Here is a 17,262-nt window from a genome sequence, read left to right on the forward strand (position 1 = left end):
TCAGGCCGGACAGGAGCCTCCCGTACGGAGCACCGCCAGCTGGGCGTCGTCGACCCGCGCGGGCAAGACCTCGCTCAGCCAGTCTCCCAACACCGCGGCAAGCTCGGACAGGGGCGAACAGGTCATCTCGCGATGCCTCGCGACGTGCTCGATGACCGCGTGCGCCGCGGGATTTCCCTTGTCACAGTTCGGACAGAGCCCCACGGTCCGAATTCCGCGCACCTCGGTACCGTCCTCGCGCAGAAACGAATGCGGCGCCCGCACCGAGCAAATCAACGCGTCACCACACCGGTGACACGGAAGATCGTCCACCAACAAGAGCTCGCATTCCAGACCCGACGAACCGCCGGGTCGCCCATCCCCCGTTCGCGTCACCATCGCCGCCTTTCTTCAGTTGTGAGCAGGCGTCGATAAACGATTCGACTAGATCCCCACCCCCTTGTCCAACAAACAACACTCCCAATCCCCAACCGTCAGTTGTCAATACCGCAGCCCGCAAGAACGGATCCCACGATGAGGTACTCTCCCCCAGTGCTCGAACTCTCTCGAATCTCGTTCGCCCAGACGCAGATCGACAATGTCCGGCGCCAACTCCTCGACGCAGCAGCCTTCGGCAAGAGCATCACCCCCGACCAACTAGAACACCTAGCCGCAAAGCTCGCCGAAAGCCTACGAATTCTCACCGAGCAAACCTGACCAACCCACCCAACCCGCCGCGCCAATTCCGAATAGGGAGCATTGCGGAGCCGCAGCGGACACACGGCCGACCCAGCCGACGTCGATGGCGTGAGGCAGGTTCGCCGCCCGGTCGATCTCCCCGCCTTCGAAGAAGGCTCTCTGGGTTGGCGCAGACGGGTTCGAACCGCCGACCGCTGGTGTGTAAGGGAACCGGAAGCCGTACTGAAAATGGGCCTGACCGGCTCGAATGTGGCCGCTCGGTGCATCTGCTTTCCGAGCCGCGACGTTACCTTGAATCAACCCGCCACCAGAACATCTGTCCAGTGACCGTGAATATGTCGCAGATCTCAACCAGCCTTTATCAATTCGGCTACACAGTGCATCACCGTCCGGGCTTGATCGGCATTCAGGCGCGGGTCGCAGGGGGATTCGAACCTTCTCGGTGCCGAGCCGGCGATCGCCTCACTGTGTGTCGATACGCATTCTGTTACCGGGTCCGGCGTGACCTCCAGGTGTACTCCGCCGGGCCAGCGGCCATGCCGCCGGAGTATGTCCCAGAACTGTTCGATCTCCCCCAGGATGTCGGTCATGGTCCGCGTCTTCTGACCGTCCGGTGTTCGAATCGTGTTGCCGTGCATAGGGTCCGACAGCCAAACGACCTCACCGGCCGTGCGGCCCAAAGCGGTGATCAGGGCTGGAAACCGTTGACCGATCGCATCGACACCCAGGCGCACGATGAGACAGAGCCGACCGAGGCGCCGACCAGCCGCCAAACGGTCCACCACGCCGACCACTTCGGAGAGTTCGGCGGTAGGTCCGATCTTGATTCCGATCGGGTTGTTGATGCTCTCGGCGAAGGCCACATGTGCCCCGTCCGGTTGCCGGGTTCGATCCCCTACCCAAACCATATGTGCCGAGGAGGCATAGCTTGCTCCCACCACCGGATCCGGGCGGGCCAGAGCGCGTTCGAAACCGAGCAGCAGGGCCTCATGGCTGACATAGGTGACAGTGTCACGATCTATCGGTGAGGGCCGGCTGTGCAGGACGCTCAGCGCTCGTGCGGCATTGTCATAGGCGGCGAGCAATCGCAGCGGGTCGGCCCGGCGAGCCGATTTCGTTTCCGCCAACCCGTTGACCGCATCTCCGCGATAGACGGGCACCGCGGTTCCGTCCGGGAGAATTTCGAGGGCTGACGACCGCGGTTTCGCGTACTGTCCGGCGAATCGGCCGATTCCCACGGTCCGTAGCCCGACCGACGCGACGATAGTGCGAAGCTCGTTCACCTGAGCATTTTTGGCCAGCATTCTGGCGGGTGCGGAATCCTCGAACAGCTCGGCGCATTCGCCTGCCTGCACCACAAACGAGTCTCCGCGAGCGACGAACTCCAACTCGTCCCCGAGTGCATGACAGGACTGCGCATCAACCAGCGGCAACCGTCGGCGCAATTCTTCCAATACGCGAGCCAACGATTTCCGATCGCTCCACTGCGGCTGCTGCGCCGCATCGACATAGATGGCATTGGAGAGGCGGGTCACCAGCGGTACCTCGTGATAGTTTTCTCGGGAGGATTCAGGGGGCAACCGCTATGAGCACCCGGTGCATCGGCGTCTCCCGCACCGCTGTCGGGCGCAGTCCGGCAGCGTGCAGCCACCGCCGGTAATCGGAGACACAGTGGGCGTCTCCCCCACCGGTAGCGAGCATGGAGACCGCGAACATCGCGGCGAAGCGGTCCTGCGGTTGGTCGAAGGTGTCCTTCGAATCGTCGAGAATGGTGTCGATGACGCACAGGCAGCCGCCCGGTCGCACGGCTCGCGACGCCCGCTCGATGAATTCGGCTGCGGTGGCAGCGGGTAGGAGATGGACGACATTGACCAGGAGCACGATGTCGCACGAAACATCCCAGCCGTCCTCGAGAAAATCCGTTTCACGGCAGTCGAATCGGTCCGCCACTGCGAAGCGCAGTGCCTGCTCGCGGGCAATGTGTGCCACCTTTGGCGTCTCGATTCCGACGGCGGTCCACTCGGGTTGTTTGCGTAGTAACAGCTGACTGTAGATTCCCGTGCCGCAGCCAACGTCGAGTATCGATCTCGGGTGCGACAGATCCCATCCGAGGTCCTCGGCGAGGCCCGCTCGAAGCTGTTGGACGACATGCGGCGCCCAGAAATTGATTCCACTCACCAGCGCCACGAAGTCCTGCTCGGAGTTCTGATTTCGGCCGTCCGATTCCCCGGGACCCGGATTACCGTTGCGGATCGAATCTGGGAGGCGCCACCACGCCGACCAGGCCACGCTCCGGTCATAGGACAGCTTTCCGAGCAGATGGTAGGCGCCGCCACCGAGCAGCAGCGGGGCGAAGCGCTCCCGCAGCCGGTACCGGACAATCCCGTCGTCGGACCGGAACCGCTCGGCGATGCCGCAGGCGTGCAGTCCGTCCAGCAGGATGCGCGAGGCAGTGCCGGGCAGCGAGAGAACATCCGCCACCTGGTCGCTACTCACTCCCGCACCGGACAGCTGCGGATATACGCCGAGGTCGTGGGCGGCCTCGATGATCGCCGGCGCCCACAGCCCGATGAGAACGGTGTACAGCTCATGGGCCGCGATCACCGTCTTCTCGTCGTCCGAACCGGTCGGCGCGAACGCACCGTAATCGATCACGGGCAGCTGCGCTGTCTCCACAGTCATCGTGCGAGAGGCACTGAGGCCACCGTCGGTCATGAATCTGCTCCTGTCCTCGCGGAAAGCGGTATGGCGTCACACACGGTGGACCGCCGGGACGGTCGGGGTCAGTAGTTCGGCGGCGAGGGCCTCGAGGTAATCGGTCAGTGGGACATCGAGTTCGAGGAAGGGGACAATGCGGCGTACCCGCTCGTAGAGGGTTCGCGTTGCGCTCGACAACCCGTCGGACCCCCGGATGTCCACCGCCTGGCAGGCGCACAGCAGCTCGAATGCGACGACGTAAGCGGCGTTCACCAGCGCCTCGTTCGCCCGGCGCGCGGCAACGAGACCCAGCGACACGATGTCTTGGAAATCACCTGTCGCGGTGAGGGACTGCACCGACATCGGTACGCTCGTCGCCCGCGTCTCCGCGGTCACTGAGGCGGTCATGAACTGGCCACCCATCAGGCCCATGCGCAAACCCTGATCCTGGGCGCACAGGAATGCGGGCAGACCGTTGCTGCTGCTCTTGTCCAAGAACCGATCGACCCGGCGGTTCGCGAGATTCGTCACCGTCGCCAGCGAGATGACCAGGTGATCCATTGCCATCGCGATATATTGGCCGTGGAAATGACCGTTGTGGTAGATCTGCTGGTCTTCGGGCAAGACGATGGGATTGTCGTTCGACGAATTGAGTTCGTTCTGCAATGTCGCACCGATGGTGGCGAGATTGTCCACCACGGGCCCGAGGATCTGCGGCGTACAGCGAATCGAATAGGCGTCCTCGATCGGAGCCGACGCTGCCCCGGGAGACAGGCTCATCTCGCCCGCCAGTTTCTCGGCGGTGCGTTCCTCGCTGACCGCGAGTCCGGAGTCGGCCAGCGCCGTCCACAATTTCTCGGCCACCGCGAGCTGACCCACATGGGGTTTGGTCCGATGAACCGCCGGAGTGAACGGCCGGGTCATTGCGGCCAAGCCCTCGACCGACAGGGCCGACACCAGCACGTAGGTGTCCACCAGTCGCTGGGCCCCCTGATGCACCAGCGCGCCGAGGCCCACCATCCCCGACGTTCCGTTGATCAGCGCCAGCCCCTCCTTGTAGCTCAGCTCCATCGGTTCCAGCCCCGCCGAAGCGAGCGCTTGCGCACCGGGCAGCACGCGGCCATCGACACTCGCCTTCCATTCACCGATACACACCAGCGCGATGGCCGCCAGCGGACCGAGATCCCCACTGGCCCCGAGCGAACCCTTGCGCGGCACACACGGGACCACGTCTGCATTGCAGAGCGCGACCAGTTTGTCGAGGTTGTCGAGGGAGATACCCGAGTTACCGCGGGCCAGAGATACAATGCGGGACAACATGATCGCCCGCACCGTCGTTTCGTCGAGGTATTCGCCCACATTGGTGGCGGCCGTACGGATGAGGTTTTTCTGCAAGGACCCGGCAAGGTCGACCGGAACGAGGTGATCGACGAAACCGCCGAGACTGGTGTTGACGCCGTAGATCACCCGGCCCTCGGCAACGAACCGGTCCACGACATCGCGTGACGCCCGTACCCGCACGCGCACCGCGTCATCCAGTGCGACGGGTATCCGGTTCACCGCAAGATGCTCGAGCTGGTCCAGTCGGACGTCCTCGCCCAGCTTCACTGTGAATGTCATCGTCTCGGCCTCCTGATTCGTGGTCATGGGATGCGGATTCGCTGCAGTTTCTCGGCCACAACGGACCCGATTCGGGCCAGTGGCTCCGGCCGTGTCATGTCGTCGTGTGCACAGTCGACCGGGATGGTTTCGATGTGGCCCTCGACGTACGGACGCCAGATTTCCGCTGCCGGATCGTCGTTGGACTGTGCGCGCACGGCGGTGAAGTGCACGACGTCTCCCTCATAGACCGCCGGGGTGTAGCCCTGCATCAGCGTGGTGTTGTTCGTGAGAACTTCGGCCATCGAGGTCAGGTGTCGCTCGCTCAGGCTGGCCAGGGCATGGGGGCCGCCTCGACTACGGACCACGTTCAGCGCCGCGAGGGGCGTCAGGGATCGGTCGGTCAGGCCATCGGTGTCGCAGTCGAAGATCTCCAGCACCCTGGCCAGGAGCAATCGTTCGTCGACCGCACCGTCGTCGCTCGGATGCCACTGAGGGTGCGCGTCGAGCAGAAACAGTGCGTCGACGCTTTCGCCACGGCGTTGCAGTTCGACGGCCATCGAGTGGGCCACGATGCCGCCGAACGACCATCCGAGCAGGTTGTACGGCCCGGCCGGTCGGACCGACCGGATGTGGTCGAGGTAGTCGAGGGCCATCTGCTCGACACTCTCCGGCAGCCGCTCGGGGCGGGAGAGGCCCCGGGCCTGGATACCGAACAGGGAGACGTCGCGGTCGAGGTGTTTCATGAGCCCGGCGTAAGGCCAGCTCAGCCCACCCACGGGGTGAACGCAGAACAGTGCGGGCCCGCCGGACGCGGAGCGCAGGGGCAGGATCACATCGAAAGCACGATCGCCGTCGTCGATCCCCAATCGTCCTGCCAGACCCGCCGGTGTCGGCGCCTCGAAAAGCGCCGCCACCCCGATGTCGGCGTCGAGGGTGATTCGAATCTTTTCGATGAGTTGTGTGGCCAGCAGGGAGTGACCGCCCAAGTCGAAGAAGTTGTCGTCCACCCCGACGGTGGTGCGCCCCAACACCTCGGCGAACAATTCGGCGAGCGTCTGCTCCTGCGGGGTCCGGGCGCGGGCACCGGTCGCGGTGTCGTCGTATGTCGGAGGCGGAAGGGCATCCCAGTCCAACTTGCCGTTGGGCGTCAACGGAAAGCTCTGCACGAGTACGACGGCGGCCGGCACCATATGCTTCGGTAGCCGGCTTCGGGCGTATTCCCGCACGGTCGTCGGACGACACCCCGGCCGGGCCGGCACCACATACGCCACAAGCCGGATGTCTCCGGGCTGTTCCGCACGAGTTCGCACGACAGCGCGAACCACGTCCGGGTGCTGCACCAGCAGGCTCTCGATCTCGCGTGGCTCAATCCGGAAGCCCCGCATGTTGATCTGATCGTCCACTCGCCCAAGGCATTCCAGGTTGCCGTCCGCCCGCCACCGGGCCAGGTCACCGGTGCGGTACATTCGCCGTCCGGGAGGTCCGAACGGACACGCTACGAAGCGTTCGGCGGTCTGGCCGGGCCGACGGTGGTATCCGCGCGACAACCCCAGCCCGGCGATGTAGAGCTCGCCGATCACCCCGCATGGGACGGGCTGCAGGCCGCTCCCCAAGACATACACTTCGCTGTTGATATTCGGCCGGCCGATCGGAGGTTCACCTTCGATCGTCTCCGCCAATGGCTCGCTCATCGTGGCGCACATGGTGTTCTCGGTGGCACCGTAGGCATTGATGATGTGGCGCCCGCGCGCCCAACGAACGATCAACTCCCGCGAGGGCCCCTCGGCGGCCAACACCATCGTCGTCATAGTGGGCGACGATTCGCTCCCGGGCGGCAGGGCCGCGAGCACGGACGGCGGCAAGGTGACGTGGGTGATCCGCCGTTCCTCGACAAATCGCATCAGCGGCGCGCCGGGAGCCAGCGTCGCGGCATCGGCGAGAAAAACCGTCCCACCCGACATCAGCGCCATACACAGCTCCCACAGCGAGACATCGAAACTCGGCGAGGCGAACTGCAGGACCCGGCTCTGCGCGGTCACGTTCAGCCGGGTCACCTGAGCGGTGATCTGGCTGGCAATTCCGATATGGGTGGTGGCAACGGCTTTCGGTGTCCCGGTGGAGCCGGAGGTGTACATCACGTATGCGCAGTGCTGAGGATGCAGTGGGACGACACGATCGGCATCGGTCGGGTCGTCCGCACGACCGGAGCCGAAATCCACCGCGTCCGGGTCGTCGATCACCAGCCGGGGAACGGTTTCCGCGCCGGAGATCACCGATGCGGTTTCGGTGGTCACCAGGACCACGGTGGGTCGGGCGTCGGCAAGCATGAATTCGATGCGCTCGCGAGGATATTCGAGATCGATGGGCAGATAGGCCGCCCCGGCCTTCAGCACCGCGAGAACGGTGACGGGCAACTCGATTCCGCGGGGTACGGCCGTGGCGACGATCTGGTCGGGTGCCACCGCGCGGGCGAGCAACGCGTGCGCGAGACGGTTGGCGCGGACATCGAGTTCCCGGTACGACAGCGAGATGTCGCCGTAGACCACCGCGGTGGCGTCTGGAGTTCGCCGCACCTGTGACTCGAAAAGCTGTGGGATCGTCGCTTCCGTGATACCGTGCCGGTTCCGGCTCCATTCGGTGACGAGCGTGCGGTATTCGTCGGCGCCGAGGATATCGATGCGGCTGACGCTCCGGTCCGGGTGGACGACCACGCCTTCCAGAAATCTCCGCAACCGCTGCAGCAGCAACTCGACCGTGGTGGGGGCGAACAGATCCGTGGCGTACTCGGCGACGATCTGCAGGCCCTCCGGGGAGGCGTATGTGCCGTATTCCCAAACCCCGAAGCCCAGATCGAATTTGGTCGTGCCGGTCAACGCCGGAACCGGAATCAGCTGGGTGTCCAGTCCAGCGAGTCGGCACGGAATCATGTCCGGCGCGTTCTGCAGGGCGAGCATGACCTGGAACAGCGGATGGCGTGCCAGCGAACGGGTTGGGTTCAACTCGTCGACCAGGTACTCGAATGGCACGTCCTGATGCTCGTAGGCAGCCAACGCCGTCTCGCGGACGCGGGCGACGAGTTCGGTGAACGTGGGATTGCCCGAGACATCCGACCGGATCACCAGATTGTTGACGAACAGTCCGATCAGATCGTTGAGCAGATCGTCGGTGCGCCCGGCGATCGGCGCGCCGATCGCGATGTCCTCACCCGCTCCCAGCCGTGCGAACAAGGCCGCCAGCGCGGCCTGCAAAACCATGAACAGACTCGCGCGATGACCGCGCGCCGACTCGATCAGCGCCTGATGTAGCGGCGGCTCCAACCATAGTGTGGCGTACCCGCCGCGATGCGAGGCCACTGCGGGCCGGGGCCGATCGGTGGGCAGGTCCAGCTGTTCCGGCAACCCGGCAAGCTGCTTCTTCCAATACGAAAGCTGTTGGGCAGCAAGACTGTCCGGGTCACCTGCGTCCCCCAGCACGTCGCGTTGCCATTCAGCGTAGTCGGCATACTGCAGCGGCAGTGGCGCCCAATCCGGCGCGCGCCCGCACCGGCGCGCCTCGAAGGCCGTGCCGATATCGCGCAGCAGCGGCCCGACCGACCAGCCGTCCGACGCAATGTGATGCATGACGATCAGCAGCACATGCTGACCCGGCCCAGTCTCGAACAATGTGGCGCGCACCGGTAGGTCGCTCGTGAGATCGAAAGTGTGCCGGGCGGTTTCACCGAGCTCATCGGACAGGTCGGCCTCGTCGACGCTGCGGTGTTCCCACGGTAACCGGGCCCGATCCACATCCAACAGCACCTGATATGGTTGCCCGGCTTCGGTGGCGATGACAGTGCGCAGGCTCTCGTGCCGGTCGACGACGTCCTGGACGGCCGCGCGCAGGGCGGCCCGGTCCAGATCGCCGGAAATCCGCAACGCGACCGGGACGTTGTAAGCCGGCGAGGGCCCACCCATCTCGTGCAGAAACCACAATCGTTGCTGCGCGAACGACAACGGGGTCATTGATTCTCCAGCCTGTTGGCGAGATCGTTCCAAAATTGCGCATTGGCGCGAGCCAGTTTCGCGAGCGAGCCGTGGCAATGACTGGGGGCATCGAGGAGAACTTGTTCCGCTGCCCCAGTTTCGCTTATCGTATTTCTGACCAGCCGAAGAATAGCTCGGCCTTTGACATTGAAGCGTAGCGCCGGATCGCTCTGGAGAGTTTGCAGTATCGCAGACTGAATGGGCACGGTGACCGTCCGCTTCGGGAGCACGGGTACCTCCGGAACAGGAGCATTCCGCTCGACCTCGACGGTAGTTTCATCCGAATCATCGGAGAGCCGCGGGGACTGAGGGGGAGAATCGATGTGTTTCGGTTCTCCGCGCGTCGGAACCGGGTCTTCGCCACGACTCAAGCGCGCCCTCACATCCCGGACCGTACCCGTCGAGATCCCGGCAATACTCGATATCTCGCGTAGCGAAGCCGTCGGATTGTCACGGATGATTTCCGCCGCGATCCGTCTCCCCTCCGCGGCGACCAGCGGGCGAACCTTGCCATCCTTACCGGTCCTGGCGTGCAACTGGGAGGAGTCACCGGTTACACGACGGCGCTCGACGCCTACGGTCTTGTGCGACAGCCCCGTAGTGATTGCGATCAAGCGATCCGACCAGTGCGGATGGGTCGATATCAAACGTGCCGCCGCAGCCTTTCGCTCCGTGACCGACAGTGGCAGGCCGTGCGTAACATTCACCTGCACTGCCAGCGCATACGCATCGGCTTCAGTACCGTCGAAGAACTGCACCGGCACGACGGCCTGCCCGCGCGCTCGCGCGACACACAGGCGATGGGCGCCGTCGATGAGCGTCATGGTGAAGCGGTGAACGATGAGGGGCGGCAACGGATCGGTCGACTCGGTCAGCAGGCGGATATGTTCGGCGCTTCTCCGTTCGTCCATCCGCAGCGCGGGTCCGGATCGAATCGTGTGCACCGGGACCATCTCCACCGGCACGGTCGCAACGGACGCCAACCATTCCCGGGCGACGGACCGATCATCCGAGGATTCATCGGGATCAATCAGAACACGTACATGATTATCCGAATGCATTCACTTACCTAAATCACGAGAGCTCGCTTATCCGGTAGTGGGCACCGGCGGCATCAGGCATTGCGCACCGGTCCGAAATCGAATGAATCAATCTGAATATCCCCCCTTACGTCATACATTTGCACCCGACCGCAACGCTCGGGTAGCCCCAACCCCAGATCTGCGAGTAGCCGAATAGTCAGCAGTTCCGCATAATTCTGCTCGGAAGCAAGCTAACCCGCTGGCCGTCGATAGTCAAGGTTGAAACTCATCGGCGACCACACAGGCCTCAGCAAACCCGTCCGATCCGATATCAGTCCAGCCCGAATCGCCTCGCACGGACCAATCAGCTATCCATCGGAAACCTACACATGAAGCCAGAACCTTTGCCGTGCTTGACAATTCGGCGAGAGGACACAACCATGATCGACAGCGCTCGGTGATCGAGATGGCCTCATCCCTCGAATCGGCACCATGCATTCTTCTGGTCGGCCGGCCGATCCTTCCGGGATCCCGGTCGTTCCGATTCGATTTCGGTCGTCTCGATTCATCGGACCGCACGAGCGGAAAACAGTACGCGTGAACCGGGGGAGCGATGTCATACACGCTGGACAGACCGACGCAGCAGCACGAGAAACAGTTCGGATCCGGACCGATTTGCGAGATTCCCGAGGTTCATTGGTCCTGGCTGTTCGAGCAGCGGGCCGCCCGAACACCTGACCGGGTAGCGCTGGTAACGGATTCGGGGAGCTGGACCTTCGGCGAACTGAACGAGTGGAGCGCTCGCCTGGCCCATAGTCTCGTCGGCCGCGGCGTCGAATCCGGCAGCCTGGTGGCTTGCCTCCTGCCGCGCTCGGAGTGGGCGGTGGTGGCCCTGTTGGCCGTGGGCAAAGCACGCGCCGTGTATCTGCCTCTCGATACGGCGGCCCCGGAAAACCGGCTCCGAGCGATCATCTCCGACGCGCGGCCCGATCTGATCATCGCCGACACCGATCCACCATTCGAGACCGACGGAGCCGTGGTGGTGACGCCGAGTGCCCTCGGCGGCCGGGCGAGCACGGATTCGCGTCGGAGCACGGTCCGCACCGATGACCCGACCGGGCCCGATCTCCCGGCTTACATCATCTATACGTCGGGAACCTCCGGCCGGCCCAAAGGCGTGGTGATCAACAGCCGCAGCCTCGTCAATCTCTACCAGGAGATCGAACGGAATTTCTTTCCGGCAGTTGCGAATTCACCGCGTCCGGTCCGGATCGCACACGGCTTGTCGCTGAGCTTCGACGCGGCATGGAACCCGCTTCTGTGGATGTGCGGCGGATACGAGCTGCATCTGCTGCCGGATACCGTCCGCAAAGATCCGGAGCTGTATGTGCGGGCGATTCGCGACCGTGAGCTGTCGGTCGTCGAAGGGCCGGCGACGCTGTTGGAAGAGATGACCGAGCACGGATTGCTCGATGCCGAACCGTATCCCCGGGTCGTCCTCGTCGGCGGCGAACGGGTCGGACAACGGTTGTGGAGCAGACTTTCCGGGCGGGCGCACACCACCGCATTCAATCTCTACGGACCGACCGAGTGCACCGTGTTCACGACCTGGCACCGCTCGGGCGACGGTGCCGAGCCCCTGATCGGGCACCCTATCGCCAACAGCCACGTCCGCCTCGTCGACGATTCCGGCCACCCGGTAGTCGGCGACGAGCCTGGGGAACTGTGGGTCGGCGGTGCCGGCGTCGCCGATCGCTACCTCAACGACACCGGACTCACCGCGCTGCGGTTCCACACCGAAATCCATGACGGCGAGCCGATCCGCTGGTACCACACCGGAGACCGCTGCCGGTTTCGATCCGACGGCTCGTTGGAGTTCCTCGGGCGGTTCGACAACCAGGTCAAGGTGCGCGGCCACCGCGTCGAGCCGGGCGAGGCCGAGGCCGCTCTGCTCGCCCAGCCCGAGGTGCGCAACGCCGCGGTCACCGCCGATCAGCATCGGGGGCACACGCGGCTCGTCGCGTATGTCGTCGCGGTCGAGACCCGCGACGGATTGGTGTCGACGCTGCGCGAACGGCTCACCGAACTTCTCCCCGACTACGCCGTACCGGCCGCGTTCGTTCTCATCGACCAGATGCCGACGCTGCCCAGCGGAAAGATCGACCTGGCGGCACTACTCACCGTGCCCGCCGGCGGCAGCGACACCACCGAGCCGCGGACCGCGCTCGAGCAGACGATCGCCACCATTTGGGCTGAAGTCCTCGACATCGCGAACCCAGATATCCACGCGGACTTCGTAGATCTGGGCGGCCACAGTCTGCTGGCCGCCCGTGTGGCCGCCCGGCTGCGGGGGCGGGGCATCTCGTGCTTCGTCCGCGATGTCTTGCAGAACCCCAGCATCGCCGCGCTCGCACACAAGTTGCATACGGATGCGGTCGAACAGGCGTCGGGACAAGGGAGGGACAAATGACCGAGACGAAACGATCCGAGTACGACGTCATCGTCGTAGGAGGCGGACCTGGCGGGTCCACGGCAGCGGCACTGACAGCCCTCGACGGCCATCGCGTCCTGTTGCTGGACAAGCAGCGGCACCCCCGGTATCAGATCGGTGAATCCCTGCTGCCCTCGACAATCCACGGCATCTGCCCGCTGATAGGCGCCGACGCGGCGATCGCGAACGCGGGTTTTCCCCGTAAGCGCGGCGGCACGTTCCGATGGGGGACCAATCCCGAACCGTGGACCTTCGCATTCGCGGCCTCGCCCCGGATGGCGGGCCCGAGTTCGTTCGCCTATCAGGTCGAACGCGCCAAATTCGACGAGATCCTGCTCCGGAACGCCGAGCGGGTGGGCGTCGAGGTCCGCGAGGGTTGTCCGGCCATGGGGGTGGTCCGAGACGGCACGCGGGTTGCCGGGGTTCGATACCGTACCCCCGACAACGAGGAACGGATCGCGCGGTCGTCGTTCGTGATCGACGCTTCGGGCGGCAGCAGCCGGATCCACCGTGAGGTGCCCGGAGAACGCTGGTACTCCACGTTCTTCCGCAATCTGGCGCTGTTCGGTTACTTCACCGGCGGACGCCGCCTCGAGGAACCGAATTCGGGAAACATCCTCTGCGCCGCCTTCGACAACGGATGGTTCTGGTACATCCCGCTGTCCGACGAGCTGACCAGCGTCGGCGCGGTCGTCCACCGGGAGCAGGCCGACGCGATCCAGCACGATCCGGAAGCAGCGTTCGGATCGTTCATCGAACAATGCCCGCTCATTGCCGAGTACCTGAGCGACGCCAAACGCGCCACCTACGAACCCTACGATGTGCTGCGGGTCCGCAAGGACTACTCATACTCCCGCGAGACACTATGGACGCCGGGCCTGGCCCTGGTCGGAGACGCCGCATGCTTCATCGACCCGGTCTTCTCCTCCGGTGTCCACCTGGCCACCTACAGCGCACTGCTGGCGGCTCGTTCGATCAACACGGTGCTGGCGGGAGAGCTGCCGGAAGACCGGTGCTTCGGCGAGTTCGCGGCGCGCTACCACCGCGAGTTCGACCTCTTCCACGACTTCCTCACCGCCTTCTACCAGACCCACACCGACGAGGAGTCGTACTTCTGGCATGCCCGCAAGATCACCCGCCATGAGGGAAGTGCGGCCGAGGCATTCGTGGATCTCGTGGGCGGAGTGTCCTCCGGTGACCTGGCCGCATCGGAGGCGAGCCGGGCCGAGGCGACCGCCCGCAGCATTACCGACTCGCTCACCCACCTCGACGGCTCCGGTGACGTGTACGACATCCACGACGCCCCGCTGGTATCCGAGCTGATGACCGAGAGCGCCCAGATGCAGGCGCGTGCCCTGCTCGGTGAGGACAGTGGTGGGGAGACCCCGCTGTTCGAGGGCGGCTTGGTCCCCAGCGCGGACGGGCGGCGATGGCAAGCGGCGTGACGAGATGTTCCGCGATGCTATGACGCCGCAGGACCGGGACTTCACCGCGTGGCCGGCGGCCGAGGCCACGCGTTACCGGGCGAGCGGTTATTGGCGAGGCGTCGTAGTGAGCGAGGTCTTCCGAACGGCCGCAACCACATTCGCGGACCGCATCGCCGTCGTCGACGACGCACAGCAAATGACATACCGTGAGCTGGACCGGGCGGCCGACCGATTCGCCGCCGGGTTGGTCGACCGCGGACTCACCGACGGCTGCCGCGTGATCGTGCATCTTCCGAATCGGGTCGAGACCGTGGTCGTGCTGCTCGGCCTGCTGCGATCTCGGGCGGTCCCGGTACTAGCCCTGCCCGCTCATCGGGAGTCGGAGATTGTTCACCTGCACCGGGTCGCGCAGGCATACGGCTACATCGTCGGCGGGGATCTGCCGGGATACCGGGTCGAGACCGCGGTCGAGCGACTGCGGTCGGTCTGCGCTCTCGAACACGTCGTCGTCGTGGGTGGTGCCGCGCCCGCCGGGACCGAACCGTACGGCGCCGTATCACGCGACCTCGACGCCGGCGATATTCCGTCGCTGCCCGACCCCGCGGCACCGGCGCTGTTCCTGCTGTCCGGTGGCTCCACGGGGCTGCCGAAGCTGATTCCCCGCACTCACGACGACTACGCCTACAACGCCCGGGCGATGGCAGAGCTGTGCCGGATCGATCGGGACGATGCATACCTGGCCGTACTTCCGATCGCCCACAACTTCGCCCTGGCGTGTCCCGGCGTACTCGGTGTTTTCGGATGCGGCGGCCGAGTCGTGCTGTCCCGCAGTGCCAATCCGTCGGAGGCATTCGAGATCATTGCTCGTGAGAACGTGACCGTGACCTCGCTGGTCCCCTCGCTGGCCACACTGTGGGCCGAGGCGGTCGACGCGCTGGCGCCGGATGTCCGCACGATTCGGCTGGTCCAGGTCGGCGGGGCGAAACTTACACAACCCTCGGCACACCGAATCAACGTGGCGCTGCCCGGCACCTTGCAGCAGGTGTACGGGATGGCCGAGGGGCTGCTGGTCGCCACGCGGCTCGACGACCCGGATCCGGTGATCGAGAGCACTCAGGGCCGTCCCCTGTCCCCCGGTGACGAATTGCGCATCGTCGACGGGAACGACGACCCTGTCCCTCCCGGCGAGACCGGCGAACTGCTGGTCCGCGGACCGTACACGCTGCGCGGCTACTTCCGGGCCGGACAACACAATGCCCGCGCCTTCACCGCGGACGGGTTCTACCGCACCGGCGATCTGGTCCGGCTGACCCCGGAGGGGAACCTGGTCGTAGCGGGCCGGGCCGACGACATCATCAATCGGGGCGGAGAGAAGGTCGATCCAACGGAAATCGAGACCCACCTGCGCACCCACCCCGATATCGAGGATGCGGTCGTGGTCCCGGTCCCCGACCCGGCCTGGGGACAGCAGGTCACCGCCTGCCTGCGCCTGCGCGACGCCGCCGATACCACGCGGCTGTCACCGGCGGCGCTGGGCACCTTCCTGCGTGGGCGGGGTGTCGCCGCATACAAGTGGCCGCAGCGTATCCACATCCTCGACCAGCTGCCGTTGACCGCCCTGGGAAAGCCCGATCGCCGACGAGCGGCACGAATGGTCACCGAGCAGCGACAGCATGCCGCAACCCCCGTGACGGAAGGGTCCTGATGCCCGAATCTCTCCAGTACACCTGCCGACGGATCGAATCGGCCACCGCGCCGCTCGTCGCGGCGGTCGCACTCGCGGACTACGCCGAGAGCCGCCGGATGGAGGCGTTCGTCCTCTACGAGCGCGCAGAAATCTGGTACGCCGGTCTCGGTCGCGCCGCCGAGATCATCGTGACTCCGAGCGCCGTGACACTGCGCGCCGCCGACGGCCATTGCGAGCAGGCACCGACCGGCGCCCATCCGCTGGCCCCGCTCGAGGAGATGCTGCACCGAGTCGGGATCGAAGGGTGGAGAGCGTTCGGCACCGCGGCCTTCGAGCTGGGCCTGCTCGGCACCGCCGCGACCGCGGACCTGGATCCGGACACGATACTGGTGCATTTGTTCGTCCCCGAGATCGAAGCCCGGTTCGGTGCCGACGACGGCTGGGTGCGCGCCCTGCACCCCGCGGACGCCGACCCGGTCGTCGGCGTGCTCAGCGGCGCCGGCGCCCGGCCATGCGGACCGGTCATACCGGATCAGGCAGACGGCCGAACCGACGACGCCTATGTGGCGCGTGTGGCGAGCGCGGTGGAGCGGATCCGTGCCGGTGAGCTGTGCAAGGTCATCCTCTCGCGCGAAGTGGAGGTTCCCTCGGAGATCGATGTGGACTTCAACGGCTCCTTCCTACTGGGCCGCGAACAGAACACTCCGGCACGGTCGTTCCGGTTGCGCCTGGATGGTCTCGACGCCGCGGGGTTCAGCCCGGAAACCGTTCTCGAACTGGACGCGAACCGGCGGGTGTCCACGCAGCCGCTGGCCGGGACTCGCGCCCGCACCGGCGACCCAGCCGTGGACGATGCGCGGACGGTCGTGCTCACCACCGATTCGAAGGAGGTCTCCGAACATGCGCTGTCGGTCAAGGCAGCCTGCTCCGACCTCGAATCGGTATGCGCCCCAGGTTCTGTCGTCGTCGACGAGTTCATGAAGATCGTCGAGCGGGGGACGGTACTGCATCTGGCATCGCGGGTATCGGGGCAACTGACTCTGGACCACACGGCCTGGGATGCCTTGGCCCGGCTCTTCCCTGCGATCACCGCATCCGGCATCCCGCGCGCCGCGGCCTGCGAATACATCCATAGGGTCGAACCGAGCCGCGAACTCTATGCGGGCGCGGTGCTCATGGCGGCCGAGGACGGCGACTTCGACGCGGCCCTCGTGCTGCGGGCCATGTATCGGCGGCCGGAGCGGACGTGGCTGCGGGCCGGCGCGGGAATCATCGAAACATCCAGTCCGGCCCGCGAATTCGTCGAGACGTGCGAGAAGTTGCGCAGCGTCTCCCGAACGATCGTGGCCAATGACGTGCGCACCCCGATCAGCCGCGAACAGCAGCTGATCACCGACGTCGCGGCCGTGCTCGGGGTATCCGCCGACCAGATCTCGCTCGATTCCAGCGGACCCGACCTGGCGCTGGACTCGGTCGGCCTGATGCGGCTGGCCACGCTGTGGAGCCGACCCGGTTCGCCCGTCCGGCTCACCGACCTCGCCGCCGCGTCGACCATCGGCGAATGGCTGACGCTCCTGCCGAAGGATCCGGTCGGGTGAGAGCGACCGGCTCCGACTCGACAACGACCGAAACAGGG

At 65.4% G+C, this 17,262-nt stretch carries 11 protein-coding genes; 5 read left to right on the top strand and 6 right to left on the bottom strand.

Going from position 1 to position 17,262, the window contains the following annotated elements; genetic code table 11:
• Complete coding sequence (locus IU452_RS18030; RefSeq protein WP_228817989.1) at nucleotides 1-378, bottom strand: DUF6300 family protein; 378 nt, start codon at nucleotides 376-378, stop codon at nucleotides 1-3.
• A 153-nt stretch (nucleotides 379-531) separates the two neighbouring features.
• Here IU452_RS18030 and IU452_RS18035 point away from each other — a divergent pair, with 153 nt between their 5' ends.
• Nucleotides 532-696, top strand: coding sequence for a DUF6374 family protein (locus IU452_RS18035; RefSeq protein WP_195110180.1), 165 nt, complete (start codon nucleotides 532-534; stop codon nucleotides 694-696).
• Between the two features lie 329 nt (nucleotides 697-1,025).
• Here IU452_RS18035 and IU452_RS18040 read toward each other — a convergent pair whose 3' ends face one another.
• From IU452_RS18040 to IU452_RS18060, 5 genes are read right to left on the bottom strand one after another with little or no spacing between them, the layout of a single operon-like run.
• Nucleotides 1,026-2,213: a 3-deoxy-7-phosphoheptulonate synthase gene (locus IU452_RS18040; protein WP_195110181.1), complete on the bottom strand. Its 1,188-nt coding sequence runs from the start codon at nucleotides 2,211-2,213 to the stop codon at nucleotides 1,026-1,028.
• A gap of 34 nt (nucleotides 2,214-2,247) precedes the next feature.
• Nucleotides 2,248-3,393 carry a class I SAM-dependent methyltransferase gene (locus tag IU452_RS18045; RefSeq protein WP_195110182.1) on the bottom strand — a complete coding sequence of 382 codons (1,146 nt, stop codon included), beginning with the start codon at nucleotides 3,391-3,393 and terminating at the stop codon, nucleotides 2,248-2,250.
• Between the two features lie 36 nt (nucleotides 3,394-3,429).
• A complete protein-coding gene (locus IU452_RS18050; protein ID WP_195110183.1) occupies nucleotides 3,430-4,995 on the bottom strand; it encodes a phenylalanine aminomutase (D-beta-phenylalanine forming) in 1,566 nt (521 codons plus the stop codon).
• A 23-nt stretch (nucleotides 4,996-5,018) separates the two neighbouring features.
• On the bottom strand, nucleotides 5,019-8,978 hold the full coding sequence (locus tag IU452_RS18055; protein WP_195110184.1) for a non-ribosomal peptide synthetase: 3,960 nt from the start codon (nucleotides 8,976-8,978) through the stop codon (nucleotides 5,019-5,021).
• Nucleotides 8,975-10,060: a ParB-like nuclease domain-containing protein gene (locus tag IU452_RS18060; RefSeq protein ID WP_195110185.1), complete on the bottom strand. Its 1,086-nt coding sequence runs from the start codon at nucleotides 10,058-10,060 to the stop codon at nucleotides 8,975-8,977. The genes IU452_RS18055 and IU452_RS18060 overlap by 4 nt, the downstream gene beginning before the upstream one ends.
• 574 nt (nucleotides 10,061-10,634) lie before the next feature.
• Between IU452_RS18060 and IU452_RS18065 the strand changes: the two genes are divergently transcribed.
• The 4 genes from IU452_RS18065 (at nucleotide 10,635) to IU452_RS18080 (ending at nucleotide 17,224) form a co-directional block, all read left to right on the top strand.
• Nucleotides 10,635-12,491 carry a non-ribosomal peptide synthetase gene (locus tag IU452_RS18065; protein ID WP_195110186.1) on the top strand — a complete coding sequence of 619 codons (1,857 nt, stop codon included), beginning with the start codon at nucleotides 10,635-10,637 and terminating at the stop codon, nucleotides 12,489-12,491.
• Nucleotides 12,488-13,957 (top strand): tryptophan 7-halogenase, encoded by a 1,470-nt coding sequence (locus IU452_RS18070; protein ID WP_195110187.1) that lies wholly within the window; start codon nucleotides 12,488-12,490, stop codon nucleotides 13,955-13,957. Before IU452_RS18065 ends, IU452_RS18070 begins: the two co-directional genes overlap by 4 nt.
• Nucleotides 13,958-14,063: 106 nt before the next feature.
• Complete coding sequence (locus IU452_RS18075) at nucleotides 14,064-15,644, top strand: (2,3-dihydroxybenzoyl)adenylate synthase (protein WP_324192689.1); 1,581 nt, start codon at nucleotides 14,064-14,066, stop codon at nucleotides 15,642-15,644.
• Complete coding sequence (locus tag IU452_RS18080) at nucleotides 15,644-17,224, top strand: salicylate synthase (protein ID WP_195110188.1); 1,581 nt, start codon at nucleotides 15,644-15,646, stop codon at nucleotides 17,222-17,224. Before IU452_RS18075 ends, IU452_RS18080 begins: the two co-directional genes overlap by 1 nt.
• Nucleotides 17,225-17,262: the final 38 nt, after the last annotated feature.

Source organism: Nocardia transvalensis (genome assembly GCF_015477765.1).
Lineage (GTDB): Bacteria > Actinomycetota > Actinomycetes > Mycobacteriales > Mycobacteriaceae > Nocardia > Nocardia transvalensis_A.

Bases quoted from the DNA above. Each gene is read 5' to 3' on its own strand.
- IU452_RS18045 (WP_195110182.1), bottom strand. From the start codon at position 3,393: ATGACCGACGGTGGCCTCAGTGCCTCTCGCACGATGACTGTGGAGACA.
- IU452_RS18080 (WP_195110188.1), top strand. From the start codon at position 15,644: ATGCCCGAATCTCTCCAGTACACCTGCCGACGGATCGAATCGGCCACC.
- IU452_RS18055 (WP_195110184.1), bottom strand. From the start codon at position 8,978: ATGACCCCGTTGTCGTTCGCGCAGCAACGATTGTGGTTTCTGCACGAG.
- IU452_RS18030 (WP_228817989.1), bottom strand. From the start codon at position 378: ATGGTGACGCGAACGGGGGATGGGCGACCCGGCGGTTCGTCGGGTCTG.
- IU452_RS18060 (WP_195110185.1), bottom strand. From the start codon at position 10,060: ATGCATTCGGATAATCATGTACGTGTTCTGATTGATCCCGATGAATCC.
- IU452_RS18050 (WP_195110183.1), bottom strand. From the start codon at position 4,995: ATGACATTCACAGTGAAGCTGGGCGAGGACGTCCGACTGGACCAGCTC.
- IU452_RS18065 (WP_195110186.1), top strand. From the start codon at position 10,635: ATGTCATACACGCTGGACAGACCGACGCAGCAGCACGAGAAACAGTTC.
- IU452_RS18070 (WP_195110187.1), top strand. From the start codon at position 12,488: ATGACCGAGACGAAACGATCCGAGTACGACGTCATCGTCGTAGGAGGC.